This is a genomic window from Actinopolyspora alba, assembly GCF_900112765.1.
GTDB classification, from domain to species: Bacteria; Actinomycetota; Actinomycetes; order Mycobacteriales; family Pseudonocardiaceae; genus Actinopolyspora; species Actinopolyspora alba.
In genome coordinates this window covers 321,861-336,545 of record NZ_FOMZ01000007.1, presented here as the reverse complement: position 1 = coordinate 336,545, position 14,685 = coordinate 321,861, and the positions used below count along the sequence as shown (strand labels likewise).

The following is a 14,685-nucleotide window of genomic DNA, read 5'->3' as shown; positions in this document are numbered from 1 at the left end:
TCGGTGCGTTCCCAGGGCAGGTCCACATCCGTGCGCCCGAAGTGCCCGTAGGCCGCCGTCGGCGCGTAGATCGGCCGCAGCAGATCCAGATCCCGGATGATCGCCGCCGGACGCAGATCGAACACCTCGTTGATCGCGGCCTGAATCTTGACCGGATCCACGTTCTCGGTGCCGAACGTCTCCACGAACAGCCCCACCGGAGCCGCCTTACCGATCGCGTACGCCGTCTGCACCTCGATCCGGCTCGCCAACCCCGCGGCCACCGCGTTCTTGGCCACCCACCGAGTGGCATACGCCGCCGACCGGTCCACCTTCGACGGGTCCTTACCCGAGAACGCGCCACCACCGTGCCGCGCCATACCACCGTAGGTATCCACAATGATCTTGCGACCCGTCAGACCACAATCACCCATCGGACCACCCGTGACGAACCGACCCGTCGGATTCACCAGCAGGCGGAGGTCGGTGGTGTCGAGGCCGACACGCTCGATCTCCGGGTTGATGACGTGCTCACGGATGTCGGGAGCCAGCATGGCGTCGAGGTCGATGTCGCCGGCGTGCTGCGTGGACAGCACGGCGGTGTCCAGCCGGACCGGCTGGTCCCCGGCGTACTCGACCGTGACCTGGGTCTTGCCGTCGGCACGCAGGTAGGGCAGCACGCCCTCGTTGCGGACCCTGGTGAGCCTGCGGGACATGCGGTGCGCCAGGGCGATCGGCAGCGGCATCAGCTCGTGGGTCTCGTTCGAGGCGTAGCCGAACATGAGCCCCTGGTCACCGGCACCCTGCTGGGCGATCTCGTCGATGACACCCTCGACACGGGACTCGTGCGCACTGTCGACACCCTGACCGATGTCCGGCGACTGCGCGTCGATCGAGACGTTGATGCCGCAGGAATCGCCGTCGAAGCCCTTGACCGAGTTGTCGTACCCGATCTCCAGGACCTTCCCCCGCACGATCGCGGGCAGATCCACATAAGCCTCGGTCGTGACCTCACCGGCCAGGTGTACCTGACCCGTGGTGATCATGGTCTCCATGGCCACACGCGAACGCGGGTCCTGCGCCAACATCGCGTCCAGGATCGCGTCACTGATCGAGTCGGCCATCTTGTCCGGGTGGCCCTCGGTCACGGACTCACTGCTGAACAATCGACGCTGGTCGGGTCCCATCGACAAACCTCATCGCACCGCGCGGCTGGTGACGTCGGGCATTGGCCCGGGAGTCGCGGACAGCACCCGCTCACGTGACCGAGCAATCCGACGTCTCGGTACGAATTCTAGGCTCAGTGATCCGGGGCCGCAGCGAACCGCTCGACAACGGCGTCCCAAACCCTGGATGCGAGCAACGTCTTGGAGCCGTGCGGCACGGGGCGCTCCGCGCCCGAGGAAGCCAGCAGCCATCCCGCGTTGTCCTCGACCTCGAAGGCACGACCGTCGCCGACCGCGTTGACCACCAGCAGGTCGCACTCCTTGCGCGCGAGCTTCTTGCGACCGTACTCCAGCACCGTGGTGTCCGGGTCTCCGGTTTCGGCCGCGAATCCGGCGATCACCCCGGCACGCAGCCGACCGTTCGATCGCTGCTCGACCAACTCCCCCAGCACGTCCGGATTGCGCTCGAGCCGGACCGGTGGTGGTTCGCCCTCGTTCTTCTTGATCTTGTGCTCGGCACTCTCGGAGGGCCGGAAGTCGGCCACGGCGGCCGACATCACCACCGCGTCGGAACCGTCGGCGACCTCGAGCAGCTCCGAGCGGAGCTCCTCGGCGGTGCCGACCCGTCGGAGTCGCACCCCGGCCGGGACCACGAGATCGGCCGTGTTCGCGGCGACCAGCGTGACCTCGGCACCGCGATGCGCCGCGACTCGGGCCAGGGCGAACCCCTGTCTACCGCTGGAACGGTTGCCCAGGTAGCGCACCGGGTCCAGCGGTTCACGTGTCCCGCCGGCCGAAACGACGACACGCCGCCCTTCGAGGTCACGGGGTAGCCCCGCGGGCTCGGCCAGCAGCAACCGCGCGAGATCGACGATCTCACCGGGATCGGGCAGGCGCCCCCTGCCCGAATCGGACCCGGTCAGTCGTCCGCTGTCCGGTTCGGCGACCACGACTCCCCTGGAACGCAGCAGCTCGACGTTGTGTCGGGTCGCCGGGTGCTCCCACATCTCGGTGTGCATGGCGGGCACCAACAGCACCGGACAGTGCGCGGTGAGCAGCGTCGAGGTGAGCAGATCGTCGGCGAGCCCGTTGGCGGCCCGGGCGAGCAGGTCAGCGGTGGCGGGAGCGACCACCACCAGATCCGCCCGCTGACCCAGCCGCACGTGGGGCACCTCGGGCACGTCGTCGAACACGTCGGTCCGCGCCGGATGTCCTGACAGCGCCTCGAACGTGGCCGCTCCGACGAAGCGCAACGCGGCGGCGGTGGGAGCCACCCGAACGTCGTGCCCGCTCTCGGTCAGCCCGCGCAGCACTTCGCACGCCTTGTAGGCGGCGACGCCACCGCCCACCCCGAGAACGACGCGGGGCGCGTCACGCGCCCCCTGCTCGTCGCTCACGCGCCCTCGGAGTGCTGCAACACACCCGCGTGGATCTCACGGAGCGCGATGGAAAGCGGCTTCTCCCTCGGACCCGGCTCGACCAGCGGCCCCACGTACTCCAGCAGCCCCTCGCCGAGTTGGGCGTAGTAGTCCTGGATCTGCCTGGCCCGCTTGGCGGCGAAGATGGCCAGCGCGTACTTGGAGCTGACGTTGTGCAGCAGATCGTCGATGGGCGGGTCGGTGATTCCCTCGGCCGCGCCGCTGCTCGACTGGGACTGGATGTTGGCAGACTGGCCGCCGGGGAAGGCGGTCAGCGAGTTGGGGATGCTCACGTGTGTGGCTCCTGTGCTCTCCGACGGCGATCAAATTGGTCGGTCCGAGTCCCCACCGGCCCGGCGCGCGGAACCGTATCGAACCACCGGACGGCACTCGAAGGGACCGCTCGGGTGAAACACTCCGCCCCGCGGCGTCGCCGAAGCGACCGGATCGCGCGACGTCTACCGATCGTTCGAGGGCAGCGGCTGCCCGGGAGGGGGACCGACTATCAATCGTACCAACTCGTCCACCGCTTTCCGCACATCGGCGTTGACCACGGTGGCATCGAACTCGGTACGGGCGGCCAGTTCGGCACGGGCCGTTTCCAGGCGCTGGCGCACCACCTCGGAGTCCTCGGTCATCCGCCCGGTGAGCCGATGAACCAGGTCGTCCCAGGACGGCGGCAGCAGCATCACCAGCCGGGCGTCGGGCATGCTCCGCCGCACCTGACGAGCGCCCTGCAGTTCGATCTCCAGCACGGCGGGACGACCGGCCGCGAGCGCACGCTCGACCGGCGCGCGGGGAGTGCCGTAGTAGTTGCCCGCGTATCGGGCGTACTCCAACATCTCGCCCGCCGCGACCATGCGTTCGAACTCGGCACGGTCGACGAAGTGGTAGTGAACCCCGTCGATCTCCCCGGAACGGGCGGGACGGGTGGTCACGGACACGCTGAAGTAGATATCCGGTGCCTGTTTCCGCAGTTCGTCGAGCACGCTCGACTTGCCCACACCGGAAGGTCCGGATACGACGGTGAGCCGGGGCGTACCCATCGAGGCACGCCCCGGCAGCACGCCGTCGTCCGCGTCGATCACGCCCCGTTGAACTCGGCGAGCAACGCCTTGCGCTGACGCTCGCCGAGACCACGAAGCCTGCGGCTGCTAGCGATCTCCAGCCGCTCCATGATCTGTTGCGCGCGGACCTTGCCCACGCCGGGAAGGGCCTCCAACAGCGCGGAGACCTTCATCTTTCCGAGGGTCTCGTCGTTGTCGGCACTGTCCAAGACCTCGGCCAGGCTGGTCCCACCGCGCTTGAGGCGCTCCTTGAGCTCAGCGCGGGCGCGACGGGCGGCAGCCGCCTTTTCGAGTGCCGCAGCCCGCTGCTCCTCGGTCAGCTGGGGAAGGGCCACCATGTCCTCCGTGATGTGGGTTTTCTTGATCGGTGCGGCGACGGTACCGACCCAGGTCAGCTCGCTACAACGCGGGGCCGCCTTTTTCGAGTCGGTTTCATCGGTTCTCCCGTCGCCCGGCCTGTCGGGTGGCTCGCCCACGACGCTGACGACCACCGGCCGTTGCAAGTACTACCAACAACGAGGCTGAAGTGCACTAACCCGGGGCAAAACTGGCCCCAACTGTTCGATTTCCGGGCGGTTGAGCGACGCTGAGCGATTCATCGCAGGTCAGTAACCGCGATAACGGGCAGTCGGCGGAGGCTCGCGCACAACCGCGAACACCGGAGAACGGGAACCGGCGCGGCGGTCTCGAACCGCCGTCGGACGGTGGTGGGCCGCCCCCGCCCGTTCGAGCGTCTCCCACCGAAGAGTGGCCGATATCACGCCTCGTCGCGACAGTTCGCGCGACCTGCGATCGAGCGAACGAGTGACATTCACCGCCGAACGGCGGGATCCACACTCCGGAGACACCACCAGAGCGACAGCAACGCCACGATCGCGAGCAGCACATAACAATCCCCGATCAAATGCTGCGCCGGCGTCCAGGCCAGTTCGCGGCGTTGTCCGTGCGGCAGGAAGTGATAGGGCGCCACGACGAACACCGACGTCGTGAGCAGCGCGGCGCCGGGCAGCAGCAGACCACCACGGCGTACCGCCGCTCCGAACAACAGCAGCAGCGCGGGAACGCACCAGACCCAGTGGTTCGACCAGGAGGTGGGTGAGATCAGCAGCGACAGCAGTCCTACCGAGACCATGCCGGTCGGCGCGTCGCAGCGCCGCAGTATCGCCACGACCACCCCGACCAGGAACAGGGTCACGATCGCCCAGGACACCAACAGCCAGGACGAGTTCGGCACGGCCCGCGTCAACGCGCCCATGACCGACTGGTTGCTGTTGAGCGGGTGTCCCGCCACCTCGGAGGCTGGGCCGGTGCGGAGCCAGTAGTCGACCGAGGCACGGGCATCGACCGCGAAGCCGAGCGCGGTGCACCCCAGTCCGATGACGACGGTCCGCAGCGCGGCACGCGTGTCACGCCGCGCCAGGAAGAAGAGCAGGAAGGCCGCCGGGGTCAGCTTGATGGCGGCGGCGACACCGACCAGCACTCCGCGCGGCCATCTCGACCACGGCGCCAGGCAGTCGAGGGCGATCATCCCCATCAGCAGGATATTGATCTGGCCCTGGCCGAATCCGGCGTGGACCGGTTCGAGCAGCAGGCTCGGCGAGAGCACCGCCACGGTCGCAACGGTCGCGCCACGCGATCCGACCGAGTGCCAGGAGTGCCGGGTCACGAGCTGGATCACCACGGCCAGCGAAAGGACGTTCAGTGACCAGAGCAGCACGGTGGCCGCCCACATCGGCACGACGCCGAACAGGCTCAGCGGTAACACCGCGAACGGCGGGTAGACCCACGGCAGCAGGACTCCGTTGCTCAACGGCGCCCATCCGTCCGGGATCCGTCCCTCGCCCAGCCAGGAGCGAACCGCCCAGCGGTACACCTGCAGATCGCCGCGGATCCGGTAGACGGCCTCCCCTTCGCCTGACAGGTAGACGAGGCACAGCGCGCTCAGGGCGAGCAGCAGCACCAACGAGGCGAGCACGAACGAGGAGCGCCGACGCCGAACCACCGACGTACGGAGGAACTCGGCGACGTGTCGACCCGGTCTTCGGTGCCCCCTCGCGGGATCTGAGGAGTTCGTGGCTCTTCGTCGTGGCTGTGTCGGACACGGCCGGGATTCAATCACCACGAATCCCGGCCGTGCGGGTGTCCCACGAGATTCACCGTCCGAACACACCGGACAGATCGGCCCGCATCCGCCGGGTGGCGGCGCGGATCTCCGCGACGTCGGGGCCGTGCCGCAGCAGCTCGCGGGCGGCCGCGGGCAGCACGTTGGGCAGCGTTTCACCGAAGACCGAGCGCAGCCCCTGCACGGTGGCCCCCTGCGCGCCCAGCCCTGGGGCGAGCACGGGGCCGTTCAGTGCGGTTAGATCGAGTTCGCCCGGCCGCACCGTGGCACCGGTGACCACGCCTACGTGCCCCATCGGCTCCGCCCCGGCGTTGCTCTCCGCCGCGGCGTCCACGATGGACTGCGCCACCGTCTTCCCCTCCGAGGTGACAGAGCGCTGCAACCCGACCGCCTCCGGGTTGGAGGTGCGGGCGAGCACGAAGACGCCCCGACCGGTCTGCGCGGCGATGCCCAGGGCGGGCGCGAGCGATCCGTACCCCAGGTAGGGGGAGACGGTGATCGCGTCCGCCGCCAGCGGTGAGGAGTCGTCGAGATAGGCGGTGGCGTAGGCGGTCATGGTGGACCCGATGTCGCCACGTTTGACGTCGTGGACGACCAGCGTGCCCGTTTGAGCGCACTCGGCCACCAACCGTTCCAGCACCGCGAGCCCGCGGGAGCCGTAGGTCTCGAAGAAGGCGGACTGCGGTTTGACCACAGCGACCTCCTCACCCACGGCTTCGAGCACGGTCATCGCGAACCGCTCCAGTCCCGCGGGTGTCTCCTCCAGCCCCCACGCGTGCAGCAGCGCGGGATGGGGATCGATCCCCACGCAGAGCGGCCCCCGAGCGTTCACGGCTTCGGCGAGCCGCTGCCCGAAGGCCGCGTGAACCACAGTCATCGGGTCTCACCACTCCGATCGCTCCGCAGCGCCGCCTGCAACCGCTGCAGCGGCCGCACGCCGATGTTGCCGCGGATGGCGGCCTCCACACCCTGCACCGCGGCCGCGGCTCCCTGCACGGTGGTGATGCAGGGGACGTCCCGGGAGACGGCGGCGGTCCGGATCTCGTAACCGTCCACCCTGGGCCCCGGATTGCCGTAGGGGGTGTTGAAGATCATGTCGATCTCGCCCGCCTTGATGAGGTCGATGACGTCGCGGTCCCCTTCGGGGTCGGTCCCGGAGGGCGCGGAGGCGTAGGCCGGATCCTCGTTGTGCTTGCGGACCACGGTGCAGGCGATGTCGTTGCGCCGCAGGATCTCGGCCGTTCCCGAGGTGGCGCAGATGTCGAACCCGAGGTCGGCGAGGCGCTTGACCGGGAACACCATCGAACGCTTGTCCCGGTTGGCCACCGAGACGAACACACGGCCCGAGGTGGGCAGCGAGCCGTAGGCACCGCTCTGGGACTTGGCGAACGCCTGGCCGAACGCGGTGTCGATGCCCATCACCTCGCCGGTGGACTTCATCTCCGGCCCGAGTAGCGAGTCGATGCCGTGGCCCTCCGGGGTGCGGAACCGGTGGAACGGCAGCACGGCTTCCTTGACCGCGACCGGAGCGTGCGGCGGGAGGTCCGCACCGTCGCCGTGCGGCGGCAGTATGCCCTCGGCCCGCAGGTCGGCGATCTTGGCACCGAACATGACCCTGGCAGCGGCCTTGGCCAGCGGAGCGGCCGCCGCCTTGGACACGAACGGCACGGTGCGCGAGGCGCGCGGGTTGGCCTCCAGGACGTAGAGCACGTCGTCCTTGAGCGCGTACTGCACGTTGAGCAGTCCGCGCACACCGATCCCCTCGGCCAGTGCCTCGGTGCAGCGACGGACCTTGTCGATGTCCTGGCGGCCGAGGGTGATGGGCGGCAACGCGCAGGCGGAGTCACCGGAGTGCACCCCGGCCTCCTCGATGTGTTCCATCACGCCGCCGATGTAGACGTCGGTTCCGTCGCACAACGCGTCCACGTCGATCTCGATCGCGTCGTCGAGGAAGTTGTCCACCAGCACCGGGTGTTCCGGTGTGACCTCGGTGGCCCGTGCGATGTAGTTCTCCAGCGAGGTCTCGTCGTAGACGATCTCCATGCCGCGGCCGCCGAGCACGTAGGACGGGCGCACCAGCACGGGATAGCCGATGTCGTCGGCGATGCGCTTGGCGCCCTCGAAGGAGGTGGCGGTGCCGTAGCTCGGGGCGGGCAGTCCCGCCCGGTTGAGCACCTCGCCGAACGAACCGCGGTCCTCGGCCAGGTGGATGGCCTCCGGCGCTGTTCCCACGACGGGCACCCCGGCTTCGGCTAGCTTGCTCGCCAGCCCCAGCGGTGTCTGGCCGCCGAGCTGGACCACCACCCCGGCGACGGTGCCCGATGCCTGCTCGGAGTGCACGACCTCCAGCACGTCCTCGAAGGTCAGCGGCTCGAAGTACAGCCGGTCCGAGGTGTCGTAGTCGGTGGAGACCGTCTCCGGGTTGCAGTTGACCATGACAGTCTCGTACCCGCTGCCGCCGTTGTCGGGGGCGTCACGCAACCCCATGGCGGCGTGCACGCAGGAGTAGTCGAACTCGATGCCCTGGCCGATCCGGTTGGGGCCGGAACCGAGGATGATCACCTTCGGCTTCTCGCGCTGCCGGGCCACTTCGGACTCGGCGGCGGCATCGGACTCGTAGGCCGAGTAGTGGTACGGCGTGGCCGCGGCGAACTCGGCTGCGCAGGTGTCCACGGTCTTGTAGACCGGGCGCACGCCCAGCCGGTGGCGCAGCGAGCGGACCCCGTCCTCACCAGCGAGTTCGGGGCGCAGCGCCGCGATCTGCCGGTCGGAGATCCCGGCACGCTTGGTGCTGCGCAGCAGCTCGGCGTCCAGCACGGGAGCGGCCAGGATCTGCTCGCGCAGCTCCACCAGCGAGGCGATCTGGTCGATGAACCAGGAGTCGATCCCGGAGGCCTCGTGCACCTGGGCCACCGTGGCGCCCATGCGCAACGCGCGCTCGACGGTGTAGAGCCTGCCGTCGTGCCCGTCGCCCAGTTCGTCCAGCGTGGAGTCCAGCGTCACGCCCTCGGGGTCCGGGACGGTCCAGAACCCTGCGCGGGAGGACTCCAGCGAGCGCATCGCCTTGCCCAGCGCCTCGGTGAAGTTGCGCCCCAGCGACATGGCCTCGCCCACGCTCTTCATCGTGGTGGTCAGCCGGGTGTCGGCGCCGGGGAACTTCTCGAAGGCGAACCTGGGCGCCTTGACCACGACGTAGTCCAGCGTGGGTTCGAAGCTGGCCGGGGTCTGCTCGGTGATGTCGTTGGGGATCTCGTCCAGCGAGTAGCCGATGGCCAGTTTCGCCGCGATCTTGGCGATCGGGAAGCCGGTGGCCTTGGAGGCCAGCGCCGAGGAGCGCGACACCCGCGGGTTCATCTCGATGACGACCATGCGGCCGGTGCTCGGGTGGATGGCGAACTGGATGTTGCACCCACCGGTGTCCACGCCCACCTCGCGCAGCACGTCGATGCCCACGTCGCGCATGTGCTGGTACTCGCGGTCGGTCAGCGTCATCGACGGTGCCACGGTGACCGAGTCGCCGGTGTGCACGCCCATCGGGTCGACGTTCTCGATGGAGCAGATCACGACCACGTTGTCGGCGTGGTCGCGCATGAGCTCCAGCTCGTACTCCTTCCAGCCGAGCACGCTCTCCTCGATGAGCACCTCGTGCACCGGGGACTCCGTGAGCCCCAGCGAGGCCATGCGCTCCAGTTCCTCGTGGGTGTGCGCCATGCCCGAGCCGAGCCCGCCCATCGTGAAGCTGGGCCGGATCACCACCGGCAGCCCGCGCTCGGTGACGAAGTCGCGCACCTCGTCCATCGAGTTGCACACCTTGCTCTCGGGCACGCCGCCGCCCACCGAGCGAACGATGTCCTTGAACCGCTGCCGGTCCTCGCCGCGCTGGATCGCGTCGACGTCGGCGCCGATCAGCTCGACGCCGTACTTCTCCAGGACACCCCGCTCGTACAGCGCCACGGCGGTGTTCAGCGCGGTCTGCCCACCCAGCGTGGCCAGCAGCGCGTCCGGACGCTCGGCGTCGATCACCTTTTCCACGAACTCCGGGGTGATGGGTTCGATGTAGGTGGCGTCGGCGAACTCCGGATCCGTCATGATCGTGGCCGGGTTGGAGTTGACCAGGCTGACCCGGATCCCCTCGGAACGCAGCACTCGGCAGGCCTGGGTTCCGGAATAGTCGAACTCGCACGCCTGGCCGATCACGATCGGACCGGAGCCGATGACCAGAACGTGGTTGATGTCGGTCCTCTTCGGCATCAGCGTGCCTCGCTCATCAGTCGTACGAAGGAGTCGAACAGGTTTGCCGCGTCGTGCGGCCCGGCGGCGGCCTCGGGGTGGTACTGCACGCTGAACGCGGGCGCGTCCAGCATCCGCAGGCCCTCGACGGCCCCGTCGTTGGCGCAGTGGTGGCTGACCACCGCGCGACCGAACTCGGTGTCGAATCGCTCACCCGGCTCGCCGCGCACGGCGAACCCGTGGTTCTGCGCGGTGATGGCGACCCGGCCGCTGTCGGAGTCGATCACCGGGATGTTGATGCCGCGGTGCCCGTAGGGAAGCTTGTAGGTTCCCCTGCCGAGCGCGCGCCCGAGGATCTGGTTGCCGAAGCAGATCCCGAACAGCGGCAGGCGCCGCGAGAGGATCTCCCTGGTCAGCTCGACCGCGTGGTCGGCGGTGGCCGGGTCGCCGGGACCGTTCGACAGGAAGACCCCGTCGGGCTCCACCGCCGCGATCTCGGACATCGAGGAGGACAGCGGCAGCACGTGCACCTCGATGCCGCGTTCGGCGAGCATCCGGGGAGTGTTGGACTTGATCCCCATGTCCAGCGCCGCGACCGTGAACCGGCGCTCCCCCACGGCGGGCACCACGTAGGGCTCGGTGGTGGTGACGTCGCCCGCGAGGTCGGCACCCAGCATCCGGTCACCGGAGACGACCCGGTCGATCATCTCCCGATCGTCGGTGACCTCCGCGCCGGAGAAGATGCCGGCGCGCATCGCGCCCAGTTCCCGGATGTGCCGCGTCAGGGCACGGGTGTCCAGGTTGGCTATGCCCACCACGCCCTGATCGCGCAGCTCGTCCTGCAGCGAGCGGGTGGCACGCCACGAGGACGGCTTGCGCGCGGGGTCGCGTACCGCGTATCCCGCGACCCAGATCCTTCCGGACTCGTCGTCCTCGTCGTTCCAGCCGGTGTTGCCGATCTGCGGCGCGGTGGCCACCACGATCTGCCGGTGGTACGAGGGATCGGTCAACGTCTCCTGATAGCCCGTCATACCGGTGCTGAAGACGACCTCACCGAAGCAAGAGCCCTCACTGCCGAAGGCCTCGCCGCGAAAGATCCGGCCATCCTCCAACACCAGGGCGGCGGGGGCCTGCGCGGTCATGTTTCCTCCTGCCGCTCAACCGCGGCCTCGTCGTCGTACTCGGAATCGGTGGTCGTGGTGGGCCGCAACGCCTTGATCGCGCTCACCCACTCGGCGGGATCGGTCTCGTCGCCGTGGCGGAAACCGCTGTCGAACGCCTCGGTCGACGAGGAGTACCCGTCCGGGCGCCACGTGATCACCAGCATGCCGACACCCGGGACCACCTTGTTGGCCAGCTTGTGATCGACACGGGCGTCGTGCAGCGCCGAAACCGGTATCCAGAGCGGCTCGTCGCCGGACCGGTCCAGCAACACACCGGTGCGGTAGAGCCTGGCGGTGGCGTTCGCCCGGTTGCCGAGCGTCGCCGCGGTGACCCGGTTCTGCCAGTCACCGGCGACGGTGGTGCCCACGTACAGTCCCACCGAGGCGGGCAACAGCTCGGGCAGCGAGTCCAGTTCCGGCGGCACACCCGGCAACGACCCCACCAGGTCGTCGTGCCCGCGTTTGCGCTTGTTCCAACCCTTGCGCATACCGTAGATGACCAGGACCGCGAGGGCCGCCAGTCCGATCACCCAGAGCGTTCGTGCCATCAGGACCGCCCTTCCACCGGTTCGACCTTGCCGTCGCGCGCGGTGATCCGCCCCTCGGAGATCGTTGCCAGCACGCGTCCCGGCAGCACCATCCCCTCGAAGGGCGTGTTGACCGCGGTGCTCGCCAGCTCGGCGCCGCGCACCGTCCACTCGGTGTCCGGATCGACCAGGGTGAGGTTGGCCGGTTCCCCGACCTCGATCGGCCGCCCCTGCCGGGACAGCCCCGCGACGCGGGCGGGTGTCTCGCTCAGGACCCGGGCCACACCCCGCCAGTCCAGCAGACCGGGGCGGACCATGGTGCGCACCAGCACCGACAGCGCTGTCTGCAACCCGAGCATGCCCGGCCTGGCGGCCGACCACTCGCAGTCCTTGTCCTGGTCGGCGTGCGGTGCGTGATCGGTGGCGACGCAGTCCACGACGCCCTCGGCGAGCGCCGTGCGCAACGCGTGCACGTCGTCGTCCGTGCGCAACGGCGGATTGACCTTGTAGAGCGGGTCGTAGGTCTCCAGCAGCTCGTCGGTCAGCAGCAGGTGGTGCGGTGTGACCTCCGCCGAGACCGAGCCCGCCGTCGAACGGGACCGCCACCACCGCAGGAACTCCGCGGTGCCCGCGCTGGAGACGTGGCAGACGTGCAGCGAGCCGCCGGTGTGCTCGGCGAGCATGCAGTCCCGCGCCACCACGGACTCCTCGGCCGCCGCGGGCCAGCCCGCCAGCCCGAGCCGCGCGGCGTTCGGCCCCTCGTGGGCCTGCGAGCCGGGGGTCAACCTCGGGTCCTGGGCGTGCTGGGCCACCACACCGCCGAAGGCGCGGGTGTACTCCAGCGCCCGCCGCATCAGCAGCGGATCGTCCACGCAGTGCCCGTCGTCGGAGAACACGCGGACCTCGGCGGGGGAACGCGCCATCGAACCGATCTCGGCCAGTCGCTTCCCGTCCAGCCCGGCCGTGACCGCGCCGACAGGCCGCACGTCGACCAGACCGACCTCGCGGCCACGGCGCCGCACGTGCTCGACGACCACCGCGTTGTCGGCGACCGGATCGGTGTTGGCCATGGCCAGCACAGCCGTGTAACCACCGAGCGCGGCGGCCGTCGAGCCGCTCTCGACGGTCTCGGCGTCCTCCCCGCCCGGTTCCCGCAGGTGGGTGTGCAGATCCACGAAGCCGGGAAGCAGCACCGCACCTCCGGCGTGGACGATCTCGTCGGCGTCGGTGGCGGAGTGCTGTCCGATTCCGACCACGACGCCGTCGTCGATCAACAGGTCCACCGGATCACCGGTGCCGTAGGGGCGTACTTCGCGCAGCAGTACCCGCCGCCCGGATTCGCCCGCGGGGTGTTCGTTCTCGGTCACGCCGTGCTCTCCTCTCCGGCAAGCAGGTGGTACAGCACGGCCATTCGCACGTGGACCCCGTTCCGAACCTGCTGTTCGACGGCAGCGCTCGGCGAGTCGGCCACTCGCGGCGCGATCTCCATTCCGCGCAGCATCGGTCCCGGGTGCAGCACGACCGCGTGCTCGGGCAGTTTCGCGGTGCGCGCGGCGTTGAGGCCGTAACCGATCGAGTACTCCCTGGCCGTCGGGAAGAACCCGCCGTTCATGCGCTCGGACTGCACCCGCAGCGCCATCACCGCGTCGAGGGTGGGCAGCTGCGGATCCAGCTCGTGGGTGACGGTGGCTCCCCAGCTCTCGATCCCGTCGGGAACCAGCGTGGGGGGCGCGATCAGCACGACCTCGGCGCCGAGGGTGCGCAGCAGGTGCACGTTGGAACGCGCCACCCGGCTGTGCAGCAGGTCACCGACGATACCGACGCGTCTGCCGGACAGCTCGCCGAGTCGTTCCCGCAGCGTGGCGGCGTCCAGCAGCGCCTGGGTGGGGTGTTCGTGCGTCCCGTCGCCCGCGTTGACGACTCTCGTTCCGGTGTGGTCCAGCCACTCCGAGAGGCGGTGCGGGGCGCCGGAGGCGCCGTGTCGCAAGATCACGCAGTCCGCGCCCGCCGCCGAGAGCGTGAGCGCGGTGTCCCGCAGCGACTCGCCCTTACCGGTGGACGAGCCCGAGGCCGACACGTTGATCACGTCGGCGCTCATCCACTTGCCCGCCACCTCGAACGAGACCCTGGTGCGGGTCGAGTTCTCGTAGAACATGGTGATCACGGTGCGGCCACGCAGGGTGGGAAGCTTGCGCACCTCCCTGCCGAGCAGCGTCTGCTTGAGCGTGTCGGCGGTACCGAGCACCGTGTTCACCGTCTCGCTGTCCAGCCCGTCGGCCGTGAGCAGATGCCGTATCACTGTTTCCCTCCGGCCGAGTCGGCTGTGTCGGTTCCCGGTTCACTACTCGGCTCCGGCCCGGGGGTGGCACCCGACGAGGTGTCCGGGCGACGCAACAGCACCGCGTCGGTGTCGTCCACCTCGGTGAGCCGCACCGCGACGTCCTCACTGCGCGCCGTCGGCACGTTCTTTCCCACGTAGTCGGCGCGGATGGGCAGTTCACGGTGCCCGCGATCCACCAGCACGGCCAGCTGCACCGCACGGGGACGCCCCTGGTCGCGGAGCGCGTCCAGCGCGGAACGAACGGTGCGGCCGGAGAACAGCACGTCGTCGACGAGCACGACCAGCGCGTCGTCGACGCCCCCGGTGGGCACGCTGCTCGGTTCCAGCGGGCGGTTCGGCTGCTGGCGCAGGTCGTCGCGGTACAGCGTGATGTCCAACGCCCCGGTCGGAACCGTGACACCGCTGAAGGTGGCGATGCGCTCCGCGATACGTCGGGCGAGTGGCACTCCCCTGGTGGGAACCCCCAACAGCACGACGTGTTCGGCGCCGCTGTCGAGCGCGGTCTTCTCGATGATCTGATGGGCCATTCGGGCGACGGTGCGCGCGACGTCACCGGCCGAAAGCAATTCGCGCTCTCCGGCCGGAACCGCCGCGTCCGCCGATTGGCGTGACGCCACGGAAGGACCTCCTTCCCCGCCTCACTGGACGGGCCGTTAAAGGACGCCAGGAGCC

The 14,685-nt window shown here is 69.4% G+C and carries 13 protein-coding genes; all 13 read right to left on the bottom strand.

Annotated features, from left to right (window positions below; genetic code table 11):
- Positions 1–1,166 (bottom strand): methionine adenosyltransferase (gene metK / locus BM150_RS13035; RefSeq protein WP_092927478.1); only part of this gene is annotated, 1,166 nt, incomplete at its 3' end.
- A 113-nt stretch (positions 1,167–1,279) separates the two neighbouring features.
- Complete coding sequence (coaBC, locus tag BM150_RS13030) at positions 1,280–2,542, bottom strand: bifunctional phosphopantothenoylcysteine decarboxylase/phosphopantothenate--cysteine ligase CoaBC (RefSeq protein WP_092927476.1); 1,263 nt, start codon at positions 2,540–2,542, stop codon at positions 1,280–1,282.
- Positions 2,539–2,805 (bottom strand): DNA-directed RNA polymerase subunit omega, encoded by a 267-nt coding sequence (gene rpoZ / locus BM150_RS13025; protein WP_342752576.1) that lies wholly within the window; start codon positions 2,803–2,805, stop codon positions 2,539–2,541. The genes coaBC and rpoZ overlap by 4 nt, the downstream gene beginning before the upstream one ends.
- A 216-nt stretch (positions 2,806–3,021) precedes the next feature.
- Positions 3,022–3,609: a guanylate kinase gene (gmk, locus tag BM150_RS13020; protein WP_092927550.1), complete on the bottom strand. Its 588-nt coding sequence runs from the start codon at positions 3,607–3,609 to the stop codon at positions 3,022–3,024.
- 38 nt (positions 3,610–3,647) lie between these two features.
- Positions 3,648–3,965, bottom strand: coding sequence for an integration host factor, actinobacterial type (gene mihF, locus BM150_RS13015; RefSeq protein WP_092628730.1), 318 nt, complete (start codon positions 3,963–3,965; stop codon positions 3,648–3,650).
- A 476-nt stretch (positions 3,966–4,441) separates the two neighbouring features.
- Positions 4,442–5,632 (bottom strand): glycosyltransferase family 87 protein, encoded by a 1,191-nt coding sequence (locus BM150_RS13010; protein ID WP_175496802.1) that lies wholly within the window; start codon positions 5,630–5,632, stop codon positions 4,442–4,444.
- Positions 5,633–5,783: 151 nt separating this feature from the next.
- A complete protein-coding gene (gene pyrF / locus BM150_RS13005) occupies positions 5,784–6,629 on the bottom strand; it encodes an orotidine-5'-phosphate decarboxylase (RefSeq protein WP_092927470.1) in 846 nt (281 codons plus the stop codon).
- Positions 6,626–10,003: a carbamoyl-phosphate synthase large subunit gene (gene carB / locus BM150_RS13000; RefSeq protein WP_092927468.1), complete on the bottom strand. Its 3,378-nt coding sequence runs from the start codon at positions 10,001–10,003 to the stop codon at positions 6,626–6,628. The genes pyrF and carB overlap by 4 nt, the downstream gene beginning before the upstream one ends.
- Positions 10,003–11,124 (bottom strand): glutamine-hydrolyzing carbamoyl-phosphate synthase small subunit, encoded by a 1,122-nt coding sequence (carA, locus tag BM150_RS12995; protein WP_092927466.1) that lies wholly within the window; start codon positions 11,122–11,124, stop codon positions 10,003–10,005. Before carA ends, carB begins: the two co-directional genes overlap by 1 nt.
- Positions 11,121–11,693, bottom strand: a complete 573-nt coding sequence (locus BM150_RS12990) for a PH-like domain-containing protein (protein ID WP_092927464.1) — start codon at positions 11,691–11,693, stop codon at positions 11,121–11,123. Before BM150_RS12990 ends, carA begins: the two co-directional genes overlap by 4 nt.
- Positions 11,693–13,039 carry a dihydroorotase gene (locus BM150_RS12985; protein WP_092927462.1) on the bottom strand — a complete coding sequence of 449 codons (1,347 nt, stop codon included), beginning with the start codon at positions 13,037–13,039 and terminating at the stop codon, positions 11,693–11,695. Before BM150_RS12985 ends, BM150_RS12990 begins: the two co-directional genes overlap by 1 nt.
- A complete protein-coding gene (locus tag BM150_RS12980) occupies positions 13,036–13,968 on the bottom strand; it encodes an aspartate carbamoyltransferase catalytic subunit (RefSeq protein ID WP_092927549.1) in 933 nt (310 codons plus the stop codon). Before BM150_RS12980 ends, BM150_RS12985 begins: the two co-directional genes overlap by 4 nt.
- Positions 13,968–14,630 carry a bifunctional pyr operon transcriptional regulator/uracil phosphoribosyltransferase PyrR gene (gene pyrR / locus BM150_RS12975; protein WP_092927460.1) on the bottom strand — a complete coding sequence of 221 codons (663 nt, stop codon included), beginning with the start codon at positions 14,628–14,630 and terminating at the stop codon, positions 13,968–13,970. Before pyrR ends, BM150_RS12980 begins: the two co-directional genes overlap by 1 nt.
- Between the last annotated feature and the right edge of the window lie 55 nt (positions 14,631–14,685).